The sequence below is a fragment of the Jannaschia marina genome (genome assembly GCF_013404595.1).
In the GTDB taxonomy this organism is placed as follows: Bacteria; Pseudomonadota; Alphaproteobacteria; order Rhodobacterales; family Rhodobacteraceae; genus Jannaschia; species Jannaschia marina.
In genome coordinates, this window is sequence record NZ_JABVAX010000003.1 from 182,534 (window position 1) to 200,868 (window position 18,335).

Sequence of the window (18,335 nt, forward strand, 5' to 3'; positions counted from 1 at the left end):
GGCGATTGTGCAGGCCGGAGGCCGCGCGTCAACGGCCCGGGCCCTTGAGCCCGCAGCCCGGAACCGGCGCGATGCCCGCGGTGCAGAGCGCGGCACGGTCGGGATAGAACATCGCGTCGGGTGGCGTGCCGTTGATCCACCGCATCACCTCGATCGCGTCGACGCCCCGCGCGCCGACACCCGCGAACATGCGCAGCTGGATGAGATTCATGAACGAGATCGCGGTGCCGTCGGGCCAGGCCGCCTGATGAAAGCCGAGCCGCCATGACCCGTCGGGCAGCGTGCGCGCCCGACCGCCGAGAAAGACGAAAGCACAGGCCGAGGCGCAGTTGCCGACGAGCGTGGTATCGAGCCGACGCGCGTGGATCAGCTCGGCGGCGTCGAACGCGGCGGCGATGTTGCCGCCCGGGCTGGCGAGGCCGATCGTGGTGACGGCCGGTGCGGCGTCGAGGGCCGCACGCAGCCGGGGCACGAAGTCGGGGCCGATCTCACCCAGCACGCGCAGCATCCCGTCTTCGACCCGTAGGATGAGCGTGTCGCGGGCCACGTAGAGCGTGGCCCAGTTGTCGCGTCCCGGTGCGCCGGCGCAGTTGCGGTTCCAGACGAGGCGTCGCTCGTCGAGATCCATGGACCCGAGGGCGGCGCGGGCGACTTCCTCTGCGGCACGCGCGGCGGCGGGGATCCTGCCTTCTGGGGCGAGACCCGGGGCATAGGGCTCGAACTCCCGGTGGAGGAGAACGCAGATCAGGCGCTCGACCTTGGCCGGCGGCGGCGCGGCCTCCGCATGTGTGGGCCAGCCGAGGAGGAGCGGCAGGAAGAACCCGAGAAGCGTCCGGCGCGTGCGCCTACGCATCCCGCAGCCGGTCGATGGCGGCGATCACGGGTGCGGGCGCGGCGTGGTGGGGCATATGGCCGACACCGTCGAGCAGCGTCAGCCGTCCGTGCGGCAGCATGTCGATGAGAACCTTGGCGTGAATGTCGGCGGGCACGATGGTATCGGCGGTGCCGTGGACGATCTCGATCGGGAGGTCGAGCGTGGCGTAGCGTCTTTCCATCTCGGCGATGTGCGGTTTCAGGCCGTTCACTTGCCGCGCGTTCGTGCGCAGGCTGTCGCGCCGCAGGGTCAGCTGCGCGCCGACATGGGCGAAATAACCCTCCGGGATCGGATCCGGCGCGAAGATCGCGGCGGTGATCCGGCGCAGGCGCGCCTCCGAGACCGTCGCGGTCAGCAGCGGCACGGCCAGCGCGCCGCCCGGAGCGGAGGCGTTGAGCGCGTAGAGCGGCCCGAGCCCGCCCTCCCAGATGTTCGAGGCCGCCCCGAGCAGGACAAGCCCGCGCGCCGCGTGGTCGAGACCCCAGGCCAGGGCGATGGTCCCGCCGAAGCTGTGCCCGAGGACGAGGGGCGCGCCGCGGCCGACGCGGGCATAGGCAGCGGCGAGGAGGGCGGCCTGTTCCGCCGGGGTTTCCGCCGCCGAGCCGAAGCGCGCGCCGTAGCGCGCGTAGGTGTGTCCGGTGTAGCCGAGGCCGGGCCGGTCGAAGGCGATGCAGCGGTAGCGTCCGGCGAGCCGGCCCATCAGGTCGAAGGTGAAATCGCGGGCGTTGCCCGAGGCCCCATGGATCATCACGAGATCGGGTCCGGTGCCGCGCACGACGGCATGGACGGGCACGCCGCCGACGTCGAGGATCCGGCCCTCGGGAGGGAAGGCGGCCTCGAAGGCGGCTTCGCGGGCGGCGGCGCGGCCGTGCAGGGCCAGGGTTCCGAGGGTGGCGCCGGCACCGGCGAAGAAGGGCTTTATCATTTTGTCTCGTCGGTGGTCGGCGGCAGGGGCGGCCCCGGATCCACCCATTCCAGCGTATAACGTTCCGGTCGAAAAGGTAGGACAAGCGCCTGCGCCCGCCAGCCTGCGATCGAAGAGATCGGCGTGGTTGCGCCTCCCGGGTCGAAATCCGCAGAGCGAAGGGGGTCGCCGGCGGCATCCCGGATGCGCCTGTCCCCGCCTTTGTCGGCCGGCAGGCCGCGGAACGGCGGCGCGCAGGTGATCGGCGATCCGTGCGGTCCGGGCGCTGGCGATGGCTGCGTCGTCCGGCGTTCCGTCGAGCAGCATGACGGTCGGCAGCTCGACCGGGATGCTGCCGCGGAACGGACGGCGGGCGTCCGGCGGCGGCCCGGGGAAGAAGCGGCCGGGTGCGGTGCGCGGGAAGCGACGGTGGCGATCTTCACGCGCGGCCGATCATCTCCATGTCGAAATGGGTCGTCTGGTAGATCTCGTTGATCCAGTTGCCGTAGAGCAGATGCGCGTGGCTGCGCCAGCGGTTGAGCGGCCGGCGCGCGGGGTCGTCGTCGGGGTAGTAGTTGCCGGGCACGTTGATCGGCGTGCCGTTCGCCACGTCGCGCTCGTATTCGCGCTGCAGCGTGTCGCTGTCGTATTCGAAGTGGTTGAAGATGTGGATCGCGCGATGGGAGACGTCCTCGATGAGGCAGGGTCCGGTCTCGTCGCTCCCGAGCAGGACCTTCATGCCGGCCGCTTCCACCGCGTCGCGGCGCACCTCCGTCCAGCGGGAGACGGGGATGACGCAATCGTCGGAGAAGCCGCGCAGGTAGGGCGAGGCCGGGTCTTCGTTCCGGATGCGGAAGCAGCCGAAGTGCTTCTGCGGCAGGAGATGTTTCTCGACCCCGTGGAAGTGCCAGGCCATCGCCATGCCGCCCCAGCAGACGCCGAAGGTCATGTGCACGTTCGTCTGCGTCCAGTCCATGATCTCGCGCAGCTCGTCCCAATACGTCACCTCCTCGAAGGGGAGGTGCTCGATCGGGGAGCCGGTGATGATGAAGCCGTCGAACTTCTGGTTCTTCACCGCCTGGAAAGGGCGGTAGAACTCCTCCATGTGGGCGGGCGAGGTGTGTTTCGACTGATGCTCGGACATGCGGATGAGCGTCAGGTCGATCTGCAACGGCGTGGCCCCGATCAACCGCGCGAACTGCGTCTCGGTCGTGATCTTCATGGGCATGAGGTTCAGGAGCCCGATGCGCAGGGGCCGGATGTCCTGCCGCGTGGCCGCATCCTCGGACATGACCATGACGCCCTCGCCGTCTAGAACGTCGTAGGCGGGCAGGTCGCGGGGCAGGGTGATGGGCATCGTGTCGGTCCGGGCTCTCGGGAAGACCTGAGTTAGGCGCTGCGCCGGGCTTTGCCAATGCCGTCCGCCACCAGTGCCATCACATCGGCGGCATCGCGGACGGTGGCGACGTCGGCCGCCTGCACGGTGATGCCCCAGTTGCGGGCCATCGCGGCGTAGCGCGGATGCCGCGCCGTGATCGCATCGCGGTAGGTCGCGGTAGCGAAGGCGTTCGGGTCGACGTCGCCGCCGCCATGGGCGTCCCACATCGCATTGAGGAACGCGGGACGGTAGCACATGGGCTTCGGGGCCTTCGCGAAGCGCGCCACGAGGGTCTCGACGTGATCGGGCGTGCCCTCGATCCAGACCGGGAGCGTGTGCGCCGCGAGCGTCTGCATCACCGGATCGTCCGGATCGTCCGGGTCGACGACTTCGCAGGTGGAGCCGCCGGTGTCGCAGACGAAGTTGTCGTAGCCGTAGATCTCGCGCGCGCGTTCGATGAAATGCGGCGTATCGAGGAGCGAATTGACCTCCGCCCGGTGGTGCAGCTCCTGCCGGCGGGCGTACTCGGCGAAGGGAAGCCCCCCTTTGGCCGTGTTCCCGGGCTGTCCGAGGTAGGCGGAGAGCGGCGAGAGGTTCTCGAAGGTGATATTGGGCCGCAGCGAGAGGCTGTCGGTCTTCAGCAGACGGGCCAGATAGGGCACCTTCATCGCGTGCCGCTTCAGGTCGTCGTTGATATGCTCGCCGAGGTAGCCGGTGCCGATGCGGTAGTCGATCGAGTAGTGGAACCACTCTCCGCCCTCGCGCAGGATCTGGCTGATGTGGGTCTTCCCCAGCCCGGACATGCCGAAGAGGGAGATGCGCTTGGACGTCGCCTGCTGCCAGGCCTCGGGGCTGTCGTAGATCATGGACCGGGCGTAGCGCGGCCCCGGAAGACGCGCAATATCCGCCCGTCGATCAGCGCGAGGCCGAGGGCGAGCAGAGCGAAGCCCAGGTAGACGTTGGGCGAGAGCACCTCGTCCCTCACCCAGGCCCCGAGCAGGATCGCGACCGGTGGAATGCCGAGGGTGCAGAGCATGGTGTTGCCGCTCCCGGCGCGGGCGAGGACGCGGAAATAGAGCAGGTAGGCCACAGCCGTCGCGATCACCGCGTAGTAGCCGATGGCGAGCCAGGTCGTGGGGGCCCGCGGGAGGACGAAGCCGTCGAGGAGAAGTGCCGCGGGCACCATCACGAGGCTAGACCCCGTCAGCATTCCGGCGGCCGCGACCTGCGGGGCGAGGCCCTGCAGCCGGAGCCGCCCCCAGACGGCCGCGAAGGCATAGGAGAGCGTCCCCGCGACGATGGCGAGCTGTGCGAGCGAGCGCAGGTCGAGCGTTGTCAGGTTCTCGAGACCGATCGCCGTGGCGACCCCGAAGAAGCCGATGCCGACCCCGGCCGCGCGGCGCAGCGTCAGCCGCTCGTCCGAGAGAAGGAGCGCGGCGACGAGGACGCCGAACACCGCCGTCCCCGCGTTCAGGATCGAGGTGAGCCCCGTCTCCACATAGAGCTGACCCCAGGCCATGAGCGAGAAGGGCAGAACGTTGTTGAGCACGCCCATGACCAGAAGCGCGCCCCAGAGCTGCGGCTCCCGCGGCAGGGGCAGACGACGGAGGGCGACGTAGACCCAGAGGACCAGCGCCGCGACGCCCACACGCCAGGCGACGGAGGTGACGAAGGGGATTTCGTCGAGCGCGGTGCGGATCGCGAGGAAGCTGCCGCCCCAGATGAGGGAGAGGAGGGCGAGGCCGGCCCAGGCCGTGTTGGGGATGTCGCGGGTGCTCATGGGGCAGGGCTAGGCATTGTCGTGCCTGCGCGCTACCCGGAACATGCGCCAAACGCGAAGCGCCCCGCCGGTCGGGGCGGGGCGCTCGGTGGTGCTGTGCGGTGCGGAAGGATCAGAAGGTGTAGCCGATCTTGAAGCCCACACCGACCGCCGAATTGTCTTCGAAGTCGGACAGTTCGTTACCGGCGACAGTGGGCACGGCATCGCCGATGCGGGTGTAGTTGACGCCGCCCGAGAGCTTGATGTTCGGATTGACCTGGTAGGAACCGCCGATCGTGATGCCGTAGCTGCCGTTCGACGGGGCCAGCGGCGACACCTGGTCGTCCGCCCCGCCGTCCGAGTAGTTCAGCGTGACGGAGCCCGCGAACTTGTCGTTGAAGCGGCGGCCGATGCCGATGGTATAGTCGCGCGCATCGTCGATGTTCGTCAGGCTGGCCCCGCCGGTGTTGATTCCGAACTGCGTCGGCGTGACCTGTACGACGCTGTAATCGGCGTAGCGGAACGAGGCGAAGAGCAGCGTGTCCTTCGCGATACCCGTCTGGAAGGAGATGTTGACCGCCTCGGGCGTCGTCACCTCGGTGTTGGAGGTCACGCCCGGGACAATGTTCTCCTGCGTGTCGAAATCGTGGTCGATCTCGGAGAAGTAGGTTACCGCGATCCGTAGCGCGATCTCCGGGATTTCGTAGGCACCGCCAATCTGGAAGCCGAAGGCCGTGTCGCCGTCGAGGTCGGCCGAATAGCCGTTGAGTGGGCCGTAGCCGCCACCGCGCAGGTCGACGCTGGCGTTAATCTGCTGGGCGCGGATGCCGCCGTGGACGCTGAAGCGGTCGTTGAACTTGTAGCGCAGCAGGCCGGTGACCGAGCTCGAGTCCAGCGTCGCTGTGGTTCCGCCGAGGAGGGCGCTGCCGCCGCCGGCCGGCGGGACAAAGGCCGGGTAGGCGATGTTCGCGCCATAGGGCTGATCGACGATGACCGCGAAAGACAGCCGGTCGTTGATGTCCTGCTTGTAGCCGAGCGCGCCCTGGAAGTAGTTGCCGGCCGCGTCGCCCGACGAGCGCCCGGCCAGCGGACCGGCCAGCGGACCGTCGTCGCCGGACAGATCGGGCGCGACATAGCCGAAGGTCAGCTCGGCGATGTTGCCCTCTTCAAACAGAAGGTTGATGTTCTGGCCGGAGCGGTCGAGCCCGCCGGCCATGGCACTGCCAGTGCCGACGATCGTTGCCACTGCGGCAAGCGTGAAACGGTTCATTGTGCTGTCTTCCCTTGTGGGCCCTGAGTGTGAGCCGATGTCAGCCGTCGCCGCGATCCTCCTCCGACCGGGCGCCTGTCCTGTCTCGAGCCTTGGGGAATAGGACCGATCCGGTCAAATCGGACCCTACGTCACGGATTGTTTTGCCAGTGGACCCGGTCGAATTGCGGCAACTCGGCAACAATTCGCCGTTCTGCCCCGGGTCAGACGGCGCGGGCGAGGCGCAGATTCGCCCAGGCCGCGCCGAAGACGATCGCCCCGCCGAGAAGGACGAGCGGGTCGAGCGCCTCGGCGAAGAAGAGCGCGCCGATCACCGCGATGAGCGGCAGGCGGGCGAAGTCGATCGGCATGACCGTCGAGGCCGGGGCGAGGCTGAGAGCATTCGTCAGGCACCAATGCGCGCAGAGACCGGCAAGGCCGATGATCACGACCCACGGCAGTGTTGCGGCCGTGGGCAGGGCGATGTCGCCGTCGTAGCCCGCGCAGGCAAGGCCGAAGAGAAGTTGTAGCGTGGTCAGCCAGAACAGGATGCCGGTGACGGTCTCGTCGCGCGTCAGCCGCCGCGTCAGCAGGTTCGTCAGCGCGAAAAAGACCGCCGCGAGCCCGCCCCAGAGAAGGCCGATGGACACGTTCCCGGAGAAGGGCTGCGCCACCAGCAGCACGCCGGCGAAGCCGATGGCGGCGACGGCGAGCTGAACCGGGCGCACCCGCTCGCCCAGGATGAGCGGCGCGAGAAGCAGAACCCAGAGCGGCGAGGTGAATTCCACCGCGAAGACCTGAGCGAGCGGCGCGAGCGTGATGGCGAGGAACCAGAGGTTCTGCCCGGTGAAATGGGTGATGTTGCGCACCACCTGCAGCGGCAGGTTGCGCGTCGTGATCTCGCGCCAGCGGCCCGTTCCGAAGGCGAGGGTCAGGACCACGACGACGCCGACGCAGGAGCGGAACAGCATGATCTCGAAGGTGTCGAGGTCGGTGGAGACGACGCGGCCCGCGACCGCCATGGAGGTGAAGCTGAGGACGCTGCCGATCATCCAGACGGCGGCGCGCATGGTCTCGGGCGTCACGCGGTCAGCTTTCGGGCGTCGCGTCCGGGTCCACGTAGGTGCCCTGGTCCTTGAGCGCCTCGATGACCTCCTTGGGCATGTAGGTCTCGTCGTGGCGCGCGAGGATCTCCGTCGCGGCGAAGACCTCGCCGTCGAAGCGCCCGGTGCCGACCATGCCCTCACCCTCGCCGAAGAGATCGGGCAGGACGCCGGTATAGCTCACCGGGATCGAGGCCCCGCCGTCGGTCACGCGGAAGGTGATCGCCGTGCCTTCGCCGCGCACGAGGCTGCCGTCCTCGACGAGGCCGCCGATCCGGAAGGTCTCGTTCGGGGGCGGCGGGGTGGCCGCCACCTCTGAGGGAGAGCGGAAGAAATTGAAGCTGTCCTGCGAGGCGTAGATCATCAGCGCGCTGGACCCGGCGAGCGCCAGGGCGGCCAGCGCGATGATCTGGATGCGGCGGGTCTTTTTCAAGGAACGCATCTCGATCCCTCAGGCGGCTTCGAACGTCAGGGGGCGGCGCAGGAACTGGGTCGCCCGGGCCGAGACAGTCTCGGGGTCGCCGGTGGTGAACATCCGGGCCGCGCCCCCGCGGGCCATCTCGGGCCTGCGGGCAAGATAGTCGCTGAGGCTGGCGGCCACAACGTCGGCCTGGCTGAAGAGCTTCACTTTGTCGCCGAGAGCGCGCTGGAAGGCCTCCTGTACGAGGGGGTAATGCGTGCAGCCCAGCACCGCCGCCTGGGGCGCGGGCATCTTGCGGCGGAGCGCATCGACGTGACTGCGCACGAGGGCCTCGGCCAGGATCATGTCGCCGTCCTCGATCGCGTCGACGACGCCGGCGCAGGCCTGCGCCTCCACATCGACGCCGATCGCGCGGAAGGCGAGCTCGCGCTGGAACGCGCGGCTCGCCACCGTGGCGGGGGTCGCGAAGAGCGCGACCTGCTGCACGTCGACTTCCCGCGGGGGGGAATTGTCGCCCCAGTTGCGCTCGGTCAGCGCCTCGATCAGCGGAACGAAGACGCCGAGAACGCGCTTGCCCTCGGGCACCCCGGCCTCCTGCATCCGGCGCAGGGCGGCTGCCGAGGCGGTGTTGCACGCGAGCACCACGAGGTCGCAGCCCTTGTCCCACATGTCGTGCACGGCGCGGTTCGTCAGCGCATGGATGTCGTCCATCTCGCGCACACCGTATGGCGCGTGGGCATTGTCGCCGTAGTAGGTGACGGTAAGCTCGGGCAGAGCACGCGTGACGGCATCCCAGATCGTCAGGCCGCCGAGGCCGCTGTCGAAGATGCCCACGCTCATGTCGCCTATCCTTCCGTCGCCATCAGACGCAGATCAACCGCGATCCGCCCGGGGCGGTGTCGCACGGCCCAGCCATACGACCCACATCGGGGGAGGTCCATCGGGCCCGGACGCCGCGGCGCAAAAACCGCCGACAGACCTCGCGAACGGCGAGCCGAAAACAAAAAGGCGCCCCGCGGGGCGCCCTTCGAAACCTGTCAACCGACGATCCGGGTCGGATCAGGAGTTGGACTTGATGAAGTTGACGGCGTCGCCGAACGTCTGGATCGACTCGGCCGCGTCGTCGGGGATCTCGATCCCGAACTCTTCCTCGAAGGCCATGACGAGCTCGACCGTGTCGAGCGAGTCGGCCCCCAGATCGTCGATGAACGACGCGTTCTCGGTCACCTTGTCCTCTTCGACGCCAAGGTGCTCGACGACCTTCTTGCGGACGCGATCCTCGATATCGCTCATATCTCTACCTCATCATCTCGTGGCCCATCCGGGCGATTGTGCATGGCCGTGGCCCCATGCCGGGCTGCCCGATGTCCGGGCTGCGGGAGCCCCCGCTCGCGTGCGCCGCCTATATCACGGGGGACTCCGATGGCAAATCCTTTGTGGTCCGGATGCCGGACCCGTTCGCGCCTCCCCGCCGGGCGGCGGCGGGGGCTTGCCTGTGGTGCCGAAGAACGGGCGGGAAGGTGTTGAGAAGGCGGAAAATAACGTTTCGGCGAGGCAAGGTCAGAGCATCGCCATGCCACCGTTCACATGCAGCGTCGCGCCGGTGACGTAGCCCGCCTCCTCGGAGGCGAGATAGGTGCAGGCGGCGGCGATCTCGGCCGGGGTACCCATGCGACCGGCGGGGATCTGTTCGTTGATCTTGGCCTTCTGGTCGTCGGTGAGCTTCTCGGTCATCGGCGTCGCGATGAAGCCCGGTGCCACGGTATTGACCGTGATGTTCCGGCTTGCCACCTCGTAGGCCAGCGACTTCGCCATCCCAACCATGCCGGCCTTGGACGCGGCGTAGTTGCCCTGGCCGGGGTTGCCCGTCGCGCCCACGATGGAGCTGATGTTGATGATGCGGCCCCAGCGGGCCTTCATCATGCCCCGCAATACGCCTTTCGAGAGCCGGAAGGCGGAGGTGAGGTTCACGTTCAGGACATCGGCCCATTCCTCCTCGGACATGCGCATGAAGAGGTTGTCGCGGGTGATGCCCGCGTTGTTGACGAGGATGTCGACGCTGCCCATCGCGGCCGCGGCCTCCTTCGGGAGGGCGGTCACGGCGTCGGCGTCGCCGAGATTACAGGGCAGCACGTGGGCGCGCTCGCCGAGTTCCCCCGCGAGTGCCTGCAGCGGATCCTCCCGCGTGCCCGAGAGGCCGACGGTCGCGCCCTGTGCGTGGAGCGCGCGGGCGATCTCGGCCCCGATGCCGCCGGACGCTCCGGTGACGAGAGCGGCTTTTCCATTCAGGTCAAACATCTATGGGCCTTTCTTAAAGTGCGTCTTTCGCCGCGTTGACGTCAGCGGGCGTGCCCACCGCGCGGGTGGCGACGGATTTGTCGATGCGGCGGATCATGCCCGAGAGCGCCTTGCCCGCCCCGATCTCCCAGATCTCGGTCACGCCGAGGTTCGCCATCTCGCCCACGCTCTCGCGCCAGCGGACGGAGCCGGTGACCTGATCGACCAGCAGGCTGCGGATGACGTCCGGGTCGGTGACCGGCCGGGCGGTGACGTTGGCCACGAGCGGCACCGAGGGGGCCGCGATCGCCACGTCGTCGAGCGCACGGGCCATGGCGGCCGCCGCAGGCTCCATCAGATCGCAGTGGAAAGGGGCCGAGACCGGGAGAAGCATGGCGCGCTTCGCGCCCTTCGCCTTGGCGATGTCGAGCGCGCGTTCCACAGCCGCCTTATGGCCAGAGACGACGACCTGCGAGGGATCGTTGTCGTTCGCGGCCTGGCAGATCTCGTCACCCGCGGCCTCTTCGGCCACCGCCTGTGCATCCTCGAACCCGAGCCCGAGGAGCGCGGCCATCGCGCCGACGCCCACGGGAACAGCACTCTGCATCGCCTCGCCCCGGATCCGCAGGAGGCGCGCGGCGTCCGACAGGCTGAGCGATCCGGCGGCGACGAGGGCGGAGTATTCGCCGAGGGAATGCCCGGCGACATAGGCCGCGTGACCCTCGACCGTGATCCCCTCGGCTTCGAGCGCGCGGAGGGCGGCGATGGAGGTCGCCATGAGCGCGGGCTGGGCATTGGCCGTGAGCGTCAGCGTCTCGGCCTCGCCCGACCAGATCAGGTCCGACAGCTTTTCGCCCAGGGCGGCGTCGACCTCCTCGAAGACGGCCCGGGCGGCCGGATAGGCGTCGGCCAGATCGCGGCCCATGCCGATGGTCTGGGCACCCTGGCCGGGAAAGACGAAAGCTCTGGTCATCGGATCCCCCTTGGTTTCGGGCCGGTCTAACGACGCGGCCGGGCCCTGTGAAGCCCGCACGGGTCCTGTGCGCAATTCCCCGATGGTGCGCGCGCACCGAGGTGCTACGCTCTGACCGGATCAAGACGGAGACCGCCCGTGACCCGACGCACCGAAGCGACCAATACCCTCTCGACCTATGGTTGGGTCGAGCGCGGGTTCCACTGGGCGATCGCCCTTCTGATCGCGACGGCGCTCGTGCTCGGCAGGCTTGCCTACGACGCGCCCTTCGACACCGACGCCGCGCTCGCACGGAAGGCCTGGCTGTTTTCATTCCACAAGACGGTCGGCGTGGCGATTTTCTTCGTCGCGCTCGCGCGGATCCTCTGGGCCTTGAGCCAGCCGCGTCCGCGCCCGCTCCACGGCGGGGCGGAGGCGATGCTAGCCGCGCTCGTGCATTGGCTGCTCTACGGCTCGCTGGTGATCGTGCCCCTCCTGGGCTGGGCGCATCACGCCACGGCAGAGGGCTTCGCGCCGATCTGGTGGCCCTTCGGGCAGGGTTTGCCGGGCCTCGGGCCGGATGCTGTGCTGTCGAAGGTGCTGGGCGTGCTGCACACGACCTTCGTCAAGGTGCTCGTCGGCGCGCTCGTCCTGCACATTGTCGGCACCTTGAAGCATGTCATCCTCGACCGCGATCTGACTTTCGCCCGGATGTGGAAGGGGGCCGACCCCGGGCCCCTGTCGGCGGCGCGGAGCCATCTTCTGCCGCTCGTCGGAGCCGTCGCGGTCTGGCTGGCGACGCTGGGCGTCGGGCTCGCGCTCGTGCCGTCCCGGGAGGCGGCGGCGACGGGCACGGCCGAGGTCGCAGGCGTCTCGAACTGGACGGTGGAGGAGGGGACGCTCTCGATCACCGTGACGCAGCTCGGGACGCCCGTGACCGGCAGCTTCGCCGACTGGCAGGCGGCCATCGACTTCGACCCGGAGCCCCGTGCCGACGACACGAACGGAACGGTCGAGGTCTCGGTGGCGACCGGCTCGCTCACGCTCGGCTCGGTCACGGATCAGGCGACGGGCGCGGAATTCCTGGCCGCTGGCGAGCATCCGACCGCGACCTACGTGGCCGAGTTGCGCCCCGAGGGGGACGCCTATGTCGCCGACGGTACGTTGACGCTGCGCGGGGTCGAGGTGCCGCTCACGCTGCCCTTCACGCTCGACCTGACCGACGGGCGGGCCGAGATGACGGCCACCGCCGGGCTCGACCGGCGCGACTTCGGGATGGGCGAGACGGCCTACCCCGACGAATCGAGCGTGGGATTCGGCGTGACGATGGACGTGGCGCTCACGGCGGTCCGCGCCGAGTAACCTGCCGTTAACCGTTCGCCCCGACCTTCCGTCGCTCACGCAACCGAGCATGGGAGGGTCGGACCATGCAGTCGGTTCGCGCCATCGCAGAAGAAATCGTCGCCCGCGAGGGCGGGTACGTCAACGACCCCGACGATCCGGGCGGGGCCACCAACCATGGTGTCACGATCCACACGATGCGTCGCCTCGGCCTCGACCTCGATGGGGACGGAGATGTCGATACCGCCGACGTGCGCGCGCTCGACCGCGACCGGGCGATCGACATCTTCGTCGATCACTACTTCCGGAAACCGCGTATCCACCTGCTGCCCGAGGCGCTGCAGCCGTCGGTCTTCGATATGCAGGTCAACGCGGGCGCGAATGCGGTGAAGATCCTACAGCGGCTTCTCCGGCGCATGGGCCGACAGGTCACGGTCGACGGACGGATCGGGCCCGAGACGGCCGCGGCCGCGCGGCAGGCAGCCGCCGAGGCCCCCGCGCATCTGGCCGATGCCTACGGGATCGCACGGCGCAACTGGTACTACGCGCTGGCCGACCGGCGACCCTCGTCGCGCAAGTACGCGCGCCGCCGCGATGGCGGGAAGGGCGGCTGGATCAACCGCGCGGAGGAGTTCATCTCGCCGCGCTTCCACCTGACGGAGGCGCAGCACCGCGCGCGGGTGGCGAAGTGGGCGTGATCGGCGGGCTCACCCGCGGGGCCGGCGCGGTCGAGACGCTGGGGCGCGCGGCACAGGGGATCGCCGAGGTCTTCCATCCGAACGCGACCGAGGGGCAGCGGCTCGGCCATGCGGCGCAGCGCGCGGCGCTCGAGCAGCTCGGCGACGAGTTCGCCCTGCCGAAGCGCGGGGTCTTCGACCGGGTGGTGGATGGGCTGAACCGTTTGCCGCGCCCGATGCTGGCCATGGGGACGCTGGGGCTTTTCGTCTACGCGATGGTCGACCCGCTGGGGTTTTCCGCGCGCATGGAGGGACTCGCCTTCGTGCCCGATCCGCTCTGGTGGCTGTTGGGTGCGATCGTCGGCTTCTACTTCGGCGCGCGGGAGCTGCACTACGTGCGCGTCCGGCGGGCGGCTCCGCGACCCGAGCCCGTCCATTCCGCCTGGCACGCCAGCGACGGGGAAGGTTCCGAGGATAACGCCGCCTTGCGCGCCTGGAGCGAGGCACGCGACTGACGCTGATGTGACCCGTACGGCCCGCGACCCCGCGCCGCGCCCCATTGGCGCGGGGGGGCGTGTGGAGTAGACCGGGGGCATGATCGTAGAGCTTGGACATTTCGCCCTGATCGTGGCCTTCGCCGTCGCGATCGTGCAGACCGTCGTGCCCCTCATCGGGGCCTGGAAGGGCTGGAGCGGCTGGATGGCCGTCGCCTCGCCGGCAGCGACGGCACAGGTCGCCCTCGTCGCCTTCAGTTTTGCGGCGCTGACCTATGCCTTCGTGATGTCCGACTTCTCGCTGCGTCTCGTGGTGCTGAACTCGCACACCGACAAGCCGATGCTCTACAAGATCTCGGGCGTCTGGGGAAACCACGAGGGGTCGCTCCTCCTCTGGGTGCTGATCCTCGCGCTCTTCGGGGCGGCGGCGGCCTGGTTCGGCGGACAGCTTCCGGCGACACTGCGCGCGCGCGTCCTCGGCGTGCAGGCGAGTGTCGGTGTCGCCTTCTACGCCTTCATCCTCTTCACCTCGAATCCGTTCATCCGTCTGGAGACGCCGCCCTTCAACGGAGAGGACCTCAACCCCCTTCTGCAGGATCCGGGCCTCGCCTTCCATCCGCCGTTTCTCTACCTCGGCTACGTCGGCCTCTCGATGGCGTTCAGCTTCGCCGTCGCCGCCCTGATCGAGGGACGCGTCGATGCCGCCTGGGGTCGCTGGGTAAGGCCCTGGACGCTGGCGGCCTGGCTCTTCCTGACGATCGGGATCGGGCTCGGCTCGTGGTGGGCCTACTACGAGCTCGGCTGGGGCGGGTTCTGGTTCTGGGATCCGGTAGAGAACGCCTCGTTCATGCCCTGGCTCATCGCCGCCGCGCTCCTGCATTCGGCCATCGTCGTCGAGAAGCGCGAGGCGCTGAAGGCCTGGACCATCCTGCTCGCCATCCTCGCCTTCGGCTTTTCGCTCGTGGGCACCTTCATCGTGCGCTCGGGCGTGCTGACCTCCGTCCACGCCTTCGCCAACGATCCGGAGCGCGGCGTCTTCATCCTGATGATCCTCGGGTTCTTCACCGGTGGCGCGCTCCTTCTCTATGCGCTGCGCGCGCCCGTGATGCAGGCCAAGGGTGTCTTCGGCGTCGTCAGCCGCGAATCCGCGCTCGTGGTCAACAACCTCCTCCTTGCGGTCAGCTGCTTTGTAGTCTTCATCGGCACCATCTGGCCGTTGGTCGCGGACCTCCTCTTCGACCGGACGCTCTCGGTCGGCCCGCCGTTCTTCGACGCGGCCTTCACGCCCTTCGTCATCGCGCTGGCCGCGCTCCTGCCGGTGGGCGCGATCCTGCCGTGGAAGCGGGGCCGGGGCCGGGTGCTGCGCAATCTGCTGCCGGCGCTCTTGCTCGCGCTCGCCGTAGCGGGGCTCGTCTGGGCGATGCAGACGGGGCGGTCGCTCGGCGGGCCGCTCGGCGCGGGGCTCGGCGTCTGGCTCGTCGCGGGCGCGATCGTGGACCTCGCGCTGCGCACCGGGCGCGGCCGCTGGTCGGACCGGCTCGGCCGCGTGACACGGCTTCCGGGGGCCGATTGGGGCAAGGCGCTCGCGCACGGCGGGCTCGGCGTCACCATCTTCGGCGTCGCTGCCCTGACCGCCTGGGAGCAGGAGGAGATCGCCGTCCTCGACATCGGCGACCGGCTGACGATCGGACGCTACGAGGTGGTGCTCAACGACGTCACCCGCGTGCAGGGACCGAACTACTTCGCCACGCGCGCCGACCTCACCGCCTGGGAGGACGGCGCCGAGATCGGCCATCTCTACCCCGAGAAGCGCGTCTATCCGGTTGCGCAGATGCCCACGACCGAGGCCGGCATCGACAGCGGCGTGGCGCGCGACGTCTACGCCGTGATCGGCGATGCGCAGACGGGCGGCGGCTGGACGGTCCGGGTCTACATCAAGCCCTTCGCCAACTGGATCTGGGGCGGGTCGATCATCATGGCGCTCGGCGGGCTCGTCTCTCTCTCGGACCGGCGCTACCGGGTCGCCGCCGGCGCACGCCGCAAGATGCCGCAGGGGGTGCCCGCGGAATGAGGATACTGGCGCCGGCACTTTCCCTGCTGATGGCCTTGCCCGCCCATGCGGTCGAACCCGGGGAGGAGCTCGACGACCCGGCACTCGAAGCGCGGGCGCGGGCGCTGTCGCAGGATCTGCGCTGCCTCGTCTGCCGCAACGAATCGATCGACGAGAGCACGGCGGAGCTGGCGCGGGAGCTGCGCGTCCTCGTGCGCGAGCGCCTGACGGCGGGCGACACCGACGCGGAGGTCATCGACTACCTCGTGGCCCGATATGGCGAATACGTCCTGCTGGAACCGACGAAGGGCGGGGCGAACGTGATCCTCTGGATCGCGCCGCTCGTCCTTCTGCTGCTCGGCGGGGCGGTGGCAGGCGTCGCCATCACGCGGCAACGCGGCCACGTCGATACGCTCGACGCCGAGGAGGAGGCGCGGCTGAAGGCCCTTCTGGACGAGGGGCCGCGAAGCTGATAGCGCCGTCGCACGGTCCGCAGTTCACCGAGGCGTCGCCGGGCATCCGCCCAAGCTGAACCTGCCCATCGACACGCGATCCTTTCGATCCACGGTGCATCCGATCCGTCGTCAGACGGGCAAGGGCGACCCCCCGACCTTCCATGCGAAGGCCCGACGACGGCAGGAGAGACATCATGCCGAGGGACGCAATCCCCATCACGATCGAGGACGTGAGCCTGTTTGCACGCAGCCTGCGCAACCAGCTCTCGCCGGACACGCCGCATCAGACGACGCTGAACGCGGTCGCGCGGGCGGCGGGGTACCGCAATTTTCAGCATCTGAAGGCCGCCCACGGCTGGGCGGAGACCCCGGCCGAGACGCCGCCCGATCTGGCGCGCGTGCGCCGGGCCGCCGCGCGCTTCGACAGTGCGGGCCGCTTCACCGGCTGGCCGACGAAGCGGAGCCTGCGGATGCTCTGCCTCTGGCCGATCTGGGCCCGGCTCGACCCGAAGAGCGTGCGCAACGAGCGAGAGATCTCGGAGGAGATCCACGAGCTCTGCACCTTCCGCGACGCCGCCGGCATCCGGCGCGAGATGGTGGGCGAGGGGATGCTGACGCGGACGCTCGACGGCAGCGAATACCGCCGCCTGAACCGTCGACCGGACCCGACGCAGCGTGCGCTCATCCGTCTCGTCGTGCCGTAGGGTTGGCTCTTTCGTCGCGCCGCGTCCCCGCCTAGGGTCGCGGCAGCGATGGAGGCCCCCATGGACTATGAGACGATCCGCCTGAACACACGCGACGGCATCGCCGTGCTGACGCTGCAGCGCCCCGAGGTGATGAACGCGCTCTCGACGCAGATGCGCGCCGAGATCCTGCACGCGGTGCGCACGGCCGAGACGGACGCGCGCGTCCTCGTGATGACTGGCAAGGGCAAGGCCTTCTGCTCGGGGCAGGACCTCGGCGACCGGGCGAACGTGAACAACCTCAATCTCGAGCGGACGCTGCGCGACGAGTACGAGCCGATGCTCAAGGCCATCTTCGACTGCCAGATCCCGACGATCGCCGCCGTCAACGGCCCGGCGGCGGGGGCGGGGGCGAATCTCGCGCTCGCCTGCGACGTCGTGATCGCGACCGAGAGCGCGGTCTTCCTGCAGGCGTTCACGCGCATCGGCCTCATCCCGGATGCGGGTGGCACGTACTGGCTGCCGCGGCAGATGGGCATGGCGAAGGCCATGGGAGCCGCGCTCTTCGCCGAGCCGGTCAGCGCGCAGCAGGCGAGCGACTGGGGCATGATCTGGGAGGCGGTGCCCGACGATCGCTTCGAGGCCGTCTGGCAGGAGCGGGCCCAGCATCTGGCGACCGGTCCGTCGCTCGCCTACCGGAACGTGAAACGCGCGATCCGCGGCTCCTACGAGAACGACCTCGACCAGCAGCTCGCCTTCGAGGCCAAGCTGCAGGGCGAGGCCGGGCACTCCCGCGACTTCAAGGAGGGCGTGATGGCCTTCCTCGAGAAACGCGCCGCGAAATTCGAGGGCCGCTAGGGCGGAGGGCAGTCATGGCCGGGCTCGACCCGGCCATCTCCCACTTCCGGTCCGGGGATGCCGTTTGGCAGGGTGGCCGGGTCAAGCCCGACGATGACCGGCGCAAGGAGCGCACTCCGGCGCTCTCACCCCATACCGATCATCGCCGTCGTCTCGATCAGCCCGGCGACGACCAGAATCTACATCGCGGAAAAGTGCCGGCCGGGGACGCGGCGGTCGACCTCGTACTCTCGCTACCGCGCGTGGTATTTGCGCTTGTCGCGCACAAATCATATCAGCTGCGTGACGCGCAGGGCCTGATCCATCCGGCCGATGAAATCGTGGCTCCCGAACACCTCTTCGTCCGTCCCGCCGATCTTGCCGCCAATGCGAAGCGTACCGTCCTGCGCCGGGATCCCGTTCGCGCAGGTCTTGGCCAGAGCCCTGCCGTGGGGCCGTATCGCTGCTATATTCCGCGATTTTTGCCTGACTTGCCGGGCGCTCAGAAGGCCTTGAAGGTCGGTGTGGTAAAGGTCTGCTCGATGGCGGGGATGCCCTCGAACTTGTCGTTGATGAACTTGCCCACGTCCTCCCCCTCGGGAACGTAGATCTTCAGGAGCAGGTCGAACTGCCCGCTCGTGGAATACATCTCCGAGTGGAACTCCCGCAGGGCGAGCGCATCGGCCACCTTGTAGGTGGTGCCGGGGCGGCATTTCACTTGGACGAATACGCAATGCATCGGGCCTCTCCTCAGGTCTTGGTCGCGGGGCCTTGGGGAGCACCGCTGAATCTCGCCGGTCGGCGTCTTCGGGAGCACGTCGGCGAAGACGCTCCGGCACGTCTGGTTGTAGGGCGCGAGCGTCGCTCGCACCATCCGCGAC

21 protein-coding genes are annotated in these 18,335 nt (G+C 69.0%); 8 read left to right on the plus strand and 13 right to left on the minus strand.

Features of this window, described 5'->3' with window-relative positions:
- Positions 1 to 28: 28 nt before the first annotated feature.
- From HSX43_RS07280 to fabD, 12 genes are all read right to left on the minus strand, one after another.
- Positions 29 to 853 carry a hypothetical protein gene (locus tag HSX43_RS07280; protein WP_179379446.1) on the minus strand — a complete coding sequence of 275 codons (825 nt, stop codon included), beginning with the start codon at positions 851 to 853 and terminating at the stop codon, positions 29 to 31.
- On the minus strand, positions 846 to 1,799 hold the full coding sequence (locus HSX43_RS07285; RefSeq protein ID WP_179379447.1) for an alpha/beta fold hydrolase: 954 nt from the start codon (positions 1,797 to 1,799) through the stop codon (positions 846 to 848). Before HSX43_RS07285 ends, HSX43_RS07280 begins: the two co-directional genes overlap by 8 nt.
- 418 nt (positions 1,800 to 2,217) lie before the next feature.
- Complete coding sequence (locus HSX43_RS07290; RefSeq protein WP_179379448.1) at positions 2,218 to 3,135, minus strand: homoserine O-succinyltransferase; 918 nt, start codon at positions 3,133 to 3,135, stop codon at positions 2,218 to 2,220.
- 32 nt (positions 3,136 to 3,167) lie between these two features.
- On the minus strand, positions 3,168 to 4,022 hold the full coding sequence (locus tag HSX43_RS07295) for an ATPase (protein ID WP_179379449.1): 855 nt from the start codon (positions 4,020 to 4,022) through the stop codon (positions 3,168 to 3,170).
- Positions 4,019 to 4,936: a DMT family transporter gene (locus tag HSX43_RS07300; RefSeq protein WP_179379450.1), complete on the minus strand. Its 918-nt coding sequence runs from the start codon at positions 4,934 to 4,936 to the stop codon at positions 4,019 to 4,021. Before HSX43_RS07300 ends, HSX43_RS07295 begins: the two co-directional genes overlap by 4 nt.
- Positions 4,937 to 5,048: 112 nt before the next feature.
- Positions 5,049 to 6,185 carry an OmpP1/FadL family transporter gene (locus HSX43_RS07305; RefSeq protein ID WP_179379451.1) on the minus strand — a complete coding sequence of 379 codons (1,137 nt, stop codon included), beginning with the start codon at positions 6,183 to 6,185 and terminating at the stop codon, positions 5,049 to 5,051.
- 203 nt (positions 6,186 to 6,388) lie between these two features.
- Positions 6,389 to 7,249, minus strand: a complete 861-nt coding sequence (locus HSX43_RS07310) for a DMT family transporter (RefSeq protein ID WP_328795170.1) — start codon at positions 7,247 to 7,249, stop codon at positions 6,389 to 6,391.
- 4 nt (positions 7,250 to 7,253) lie between these two features.
- On the minus strand, positions 7,254 to 7,709 hold the full coding sequence (gene ccmE, locus HSX43_RS07315) for a cytochrome c maturation protein CcmE (RefSeq protein ID WP_179379452.1): 456 nt from the start codon (positions 7,707 to 7,709) through the stop codon (positions 7,254 to 7,256).
- A 9-nt stretch (positions 7,710 to 7,718) separates the two neighbouring features.
- On the minus strand, positions 7,719 to 8,528 hold the full coding sequence (locus tag HSX43_RS07320) for a glutamate racemase (RefSeq protein WP_179379453.1): 810 nt from the start codon (positions 8,526 to 8,528) through the stop codon (positions 7,719 to 7,721).
- A 219-nt stretch (positions 8,529 to 8,747) separates the two neighbouring features.
- Entirely contained in the window at positions 8,748 to 8,981 is a 234-nt protein-coding gene (locus tag HSX43_RS07325; RefSeq protein ID WP_179379454.1) for an acyl carrier protein, read from the minus strand.
- Positions 8,982 to 9,248: 267 nt separating this feature from the next.
- Positions 9,249 to 9,986 (minus strand): 3-oxoacyl-[acyl-carrier-protein] reductase, encoded by a 738-nt coding sequence (gene fabG / locus HSX43_RS07330; RefSeq protein WP_179379455.1) that lies wholly within the window; start codon positions 9,984 to 9,986, stop codon positions 9,249 to 9,251.
- Between the two features lie 13 nt (positions 9,987 to 9,999).
- Positions 10,000 to 10,938, minus strand: a complete 939-nt coding sequence (gene fabD / locus HSX43_RS07335) for an ACP S-malonyltransferase (protein ID WP_179379456.1) — start codon at positions 10,936 to 10,938, stop codon at positions 10,000 to 10,002.
- Between the two features lie 138 nt (positions 10,939 to 11,076).
- Between fabD and HSX43_RS07340 the strand changes: the two genes are divergently transcribed.
- From HSX43_RS07340 to HSX43_RS07375, 8 genes are all read left to right on the plus strand, one after another.
- A complete protein-coding gene (locus HSX43_RS07340; protein ID WP_179379457.1) occupies positions 11,077 to 12,279 on the plus strand; it encodes a cytochrome b/b6 domain-containing protein in 1,203 nt (400 codons plus the stop codon).
- A 65-nt stretch (positions 12,280 to 12,344) separates the two neighbouring features.
- Complete coding sequence (locus HSX43_RS07345) at positions 12,345 to 12,956, plus strand: holin-associated N-acetylmuramidase (protein ID WP_179379458.1); 612 nt, start codon at positions 12,345 to 12,347, stop codon at positions 12,954 to 12,956.
- The gene (locus HSX43_RS07350; protein WP_179379459.1) at positions 12,947 to 13,450 is read left to right on the plus strand and encodes a holin family protein; all 504 of its coding nucleotides are present in this window, start codon (positions 12,947 to 12,949) and stop codon (positions 13,448 to 13,450) included. The genes HSX43_RS07345 and HSX43_RS07350 overlap by 10 nt, the downstream gene beginning before the upstream one ends.
- A gap of 79 nt (positions 13,451 to 13,529) precedes the next feature.
- Positions 13,530 to 15,500 carry a heme lyase CcmF/NrfE family subunit gene (locus HSX43_RS07355; protein ID WP_179379460.1) on the plus strand — a complete coding sequence of 657 codons (1,971 nt, stop codon included), beginning with the start codon at positions 13,530 to 13,532 and terminating at the stop codon, positions 15,498 to 15,500.
- On the plus strand, positions 15,497 to 15,952 hold the full coding sequence (locus HSX43_RS07360; RefSeq protein ID WP_179379461.1) for a cytochrome c-type biogenesis protein: 456 nt from the start codon (positions 15,497 to 15,499) through the stop codon (positions 15,950 to 15,952). Before HSX43_RS07355 ends, HSX43_RS07360 begins: the two co-directional genes overlap by 4 nt.
- A gap of 176 nt (positions 15,953 to 16,128) precedes the next feature.
- Positions 16,129 to 16,638 (plus strand): DUF2087 domain-containing protein, encoded by a 510-nt coding sequence (locus HSX43_RS07365; RefSeq protein WP_179379462.1) that lies wholly within the window; start codon positions 16,129 to 16,131, stop codon positions 16,636 to 16,638.
- A 60-nt stretch (positions 16,639 to 16,698) separates the two neighbouring features.
- Positions 16,699 to 17,475, plus strand: a complete 777-nt coding sequence (locus HSX43_RS07370; RefSeq protein WP_179379463.1) for an enoyl-CoA hydratase-related protein — start codon at positions 16,699 to 16,701, stop codon at positions 17,473 to 17,475.
- Between the two features lie 14 nt (positions 17,476 to 17,489).
- Positions 17,490 to 18,062: a hypothetical protein gene (locus HSX43_RS07375; RefSeq protein WP_179379464.1), complete on the plus strand. Its 573-nt coding sequence runs from the start codon at positions 17,490 to 17,492 to the stop codon at positions 18,060 to 18,062.
- On the opposite strand, the gene HSX43_RS07380 is transcribed toward HSX43_RS07375, so the two are convergent.
- Positions 17,957 to 18,193 (minus strand): Lrp/AsnC family transcriptional regulator, encoded by a 237-nt coding sequence (locus HSX43_RS07380; protein WP_179379465.1) that lies wholly within the window; start codon positions 18,191 to 18,193, stop codon positions 17,957 to 17,959. The two genes, HSX43_RS07375 and HSX43_RS07380, sit on opposite strands and share 106 nt — an antisense overlap.
- Positions 18,194 to 18,335 lie beyond the last annotated feature (142 nt).

Coding starts and splice junctions, on each gene's coding strand:
- HSX43_RS07380 (WP_179379465.1), bottom strand. CDS start 18,193: ATGCATTGCGTATTCGTCCAAGTGAAATGCCGCCCCGGCACCACCTAC.
- HSX43_RS07370 (WP_179379463.1), top strand. CDS start 16,699: ATGGACTATGAGACGATCCGCCTGAACACACGCGACGGCATCGCCGTG.
- HSX43_RS07280 (WP_179379446.1), bottom strand. CDS start 853: ATGCGTAGGCGCACGCGCCGGACGCTTCTCGGGTTCTTCCTGCCGCTC.
- HSX43_RS07285 (WP_179379447.1), bottom strand. CDS start 1,799: ATGATAAAGCCCTTCTTCGCCGGTGCCGGCGCCACCCTCGGAACCCTG.
- HSX43_RS07365 (WP_179379462.1), top strand. CDS start 16,129: ATGCCGAGGGACGCAATCCCCATCACGATCGAGGACGTGAGCCTGTTT.
- fabD (WP_179379456.1), bottom strand. CDS start 10,938: ATGACCAGAGCTTTCGTCTTTCCCGGCCAGGGTGCCCAGACCATCGGC.
- HSX43_RS07320 (WP_179379453.1), bottom strand. CDS start 8,528: ATGAGCGTGGGCATCTTCGACAGCGGCCTCGGCGGCCTGACGATCTGG.
- ccmE (WP_179379452.1), bottom strand. CDS start 7,709: ATGCGTTCCTTGAAAAAGACCCGCCGCATCCAGATCATCGCGCTGGCC.
- HSX43_RS07300 (WP_179379450.1), bottom strand. CDS start 4,936: ATGAGCACCCGCGACATCCCCAACACGGCCTGGGCCGGCCTCGCCCTC.
- HSX43_RS07355 (WP_179379460.1), top strand. CDS start 13,530: ATGATCGTAGAGCTTGGACATTTCGCCCTGATCGTGGCCTTCGCCGTC.
- HSX43_RS07360 (WP_179379461.1), top strand. CDS start 15,497: ATGAGGATACTGGCGCCGGCACTTTCCCTGCTGATGGCCTTGCCCGCC.
- HSX43_RS07290 (WP_179379448.1), bottom strand. CDS start 3,135: ATGCCCATCACCCTGCCCCGCGACCTGCCCGCCTACGACGTTCTAGAC.
- HSX43_RS07345 (WP_179379458.1), top strand. CDS start 12,345: ATGCAGTCGGTTCGCGCCATCGCAGAAGAAATCGTCGCCCGCGAGGGC.
- HSX43_RS07295 (WP_179379449.1), bottom strand. CDS start 4,022: ATGATCTACGACAGCCCCGAGGCCTGGCAGCAGGCGACGTCCAAGCGC.
- fabG (WP_179379455.1), bottom strand. CDS start 9,986: ATGTTTGACCTGAATGGAAAAGCCGCTCTCGTCACCGGAGCGTCCGGC.
- HSX43_RS07325 (WP_179379454.1), bottom strand. CDS start 8,981: ATGAGCGATATCGAGGATCGCGTCCGCAAGAAGGTCGTCGAGCACCTT.
- HSX43_RS07375 (WP_179379464.1), top strand. CDS start 17,490: ATGGCCGGGCTCGACCCGGCCATCTCCCACTTCCGGTCCGGGGATGCC.
- HSX43_RS07305 (WP_179379451.1), bottom strand. CDS start 6,185: ATGAACCGTTTCACGCTTGCCGCAGTGGCAACGATCGTCGGCACTGGC.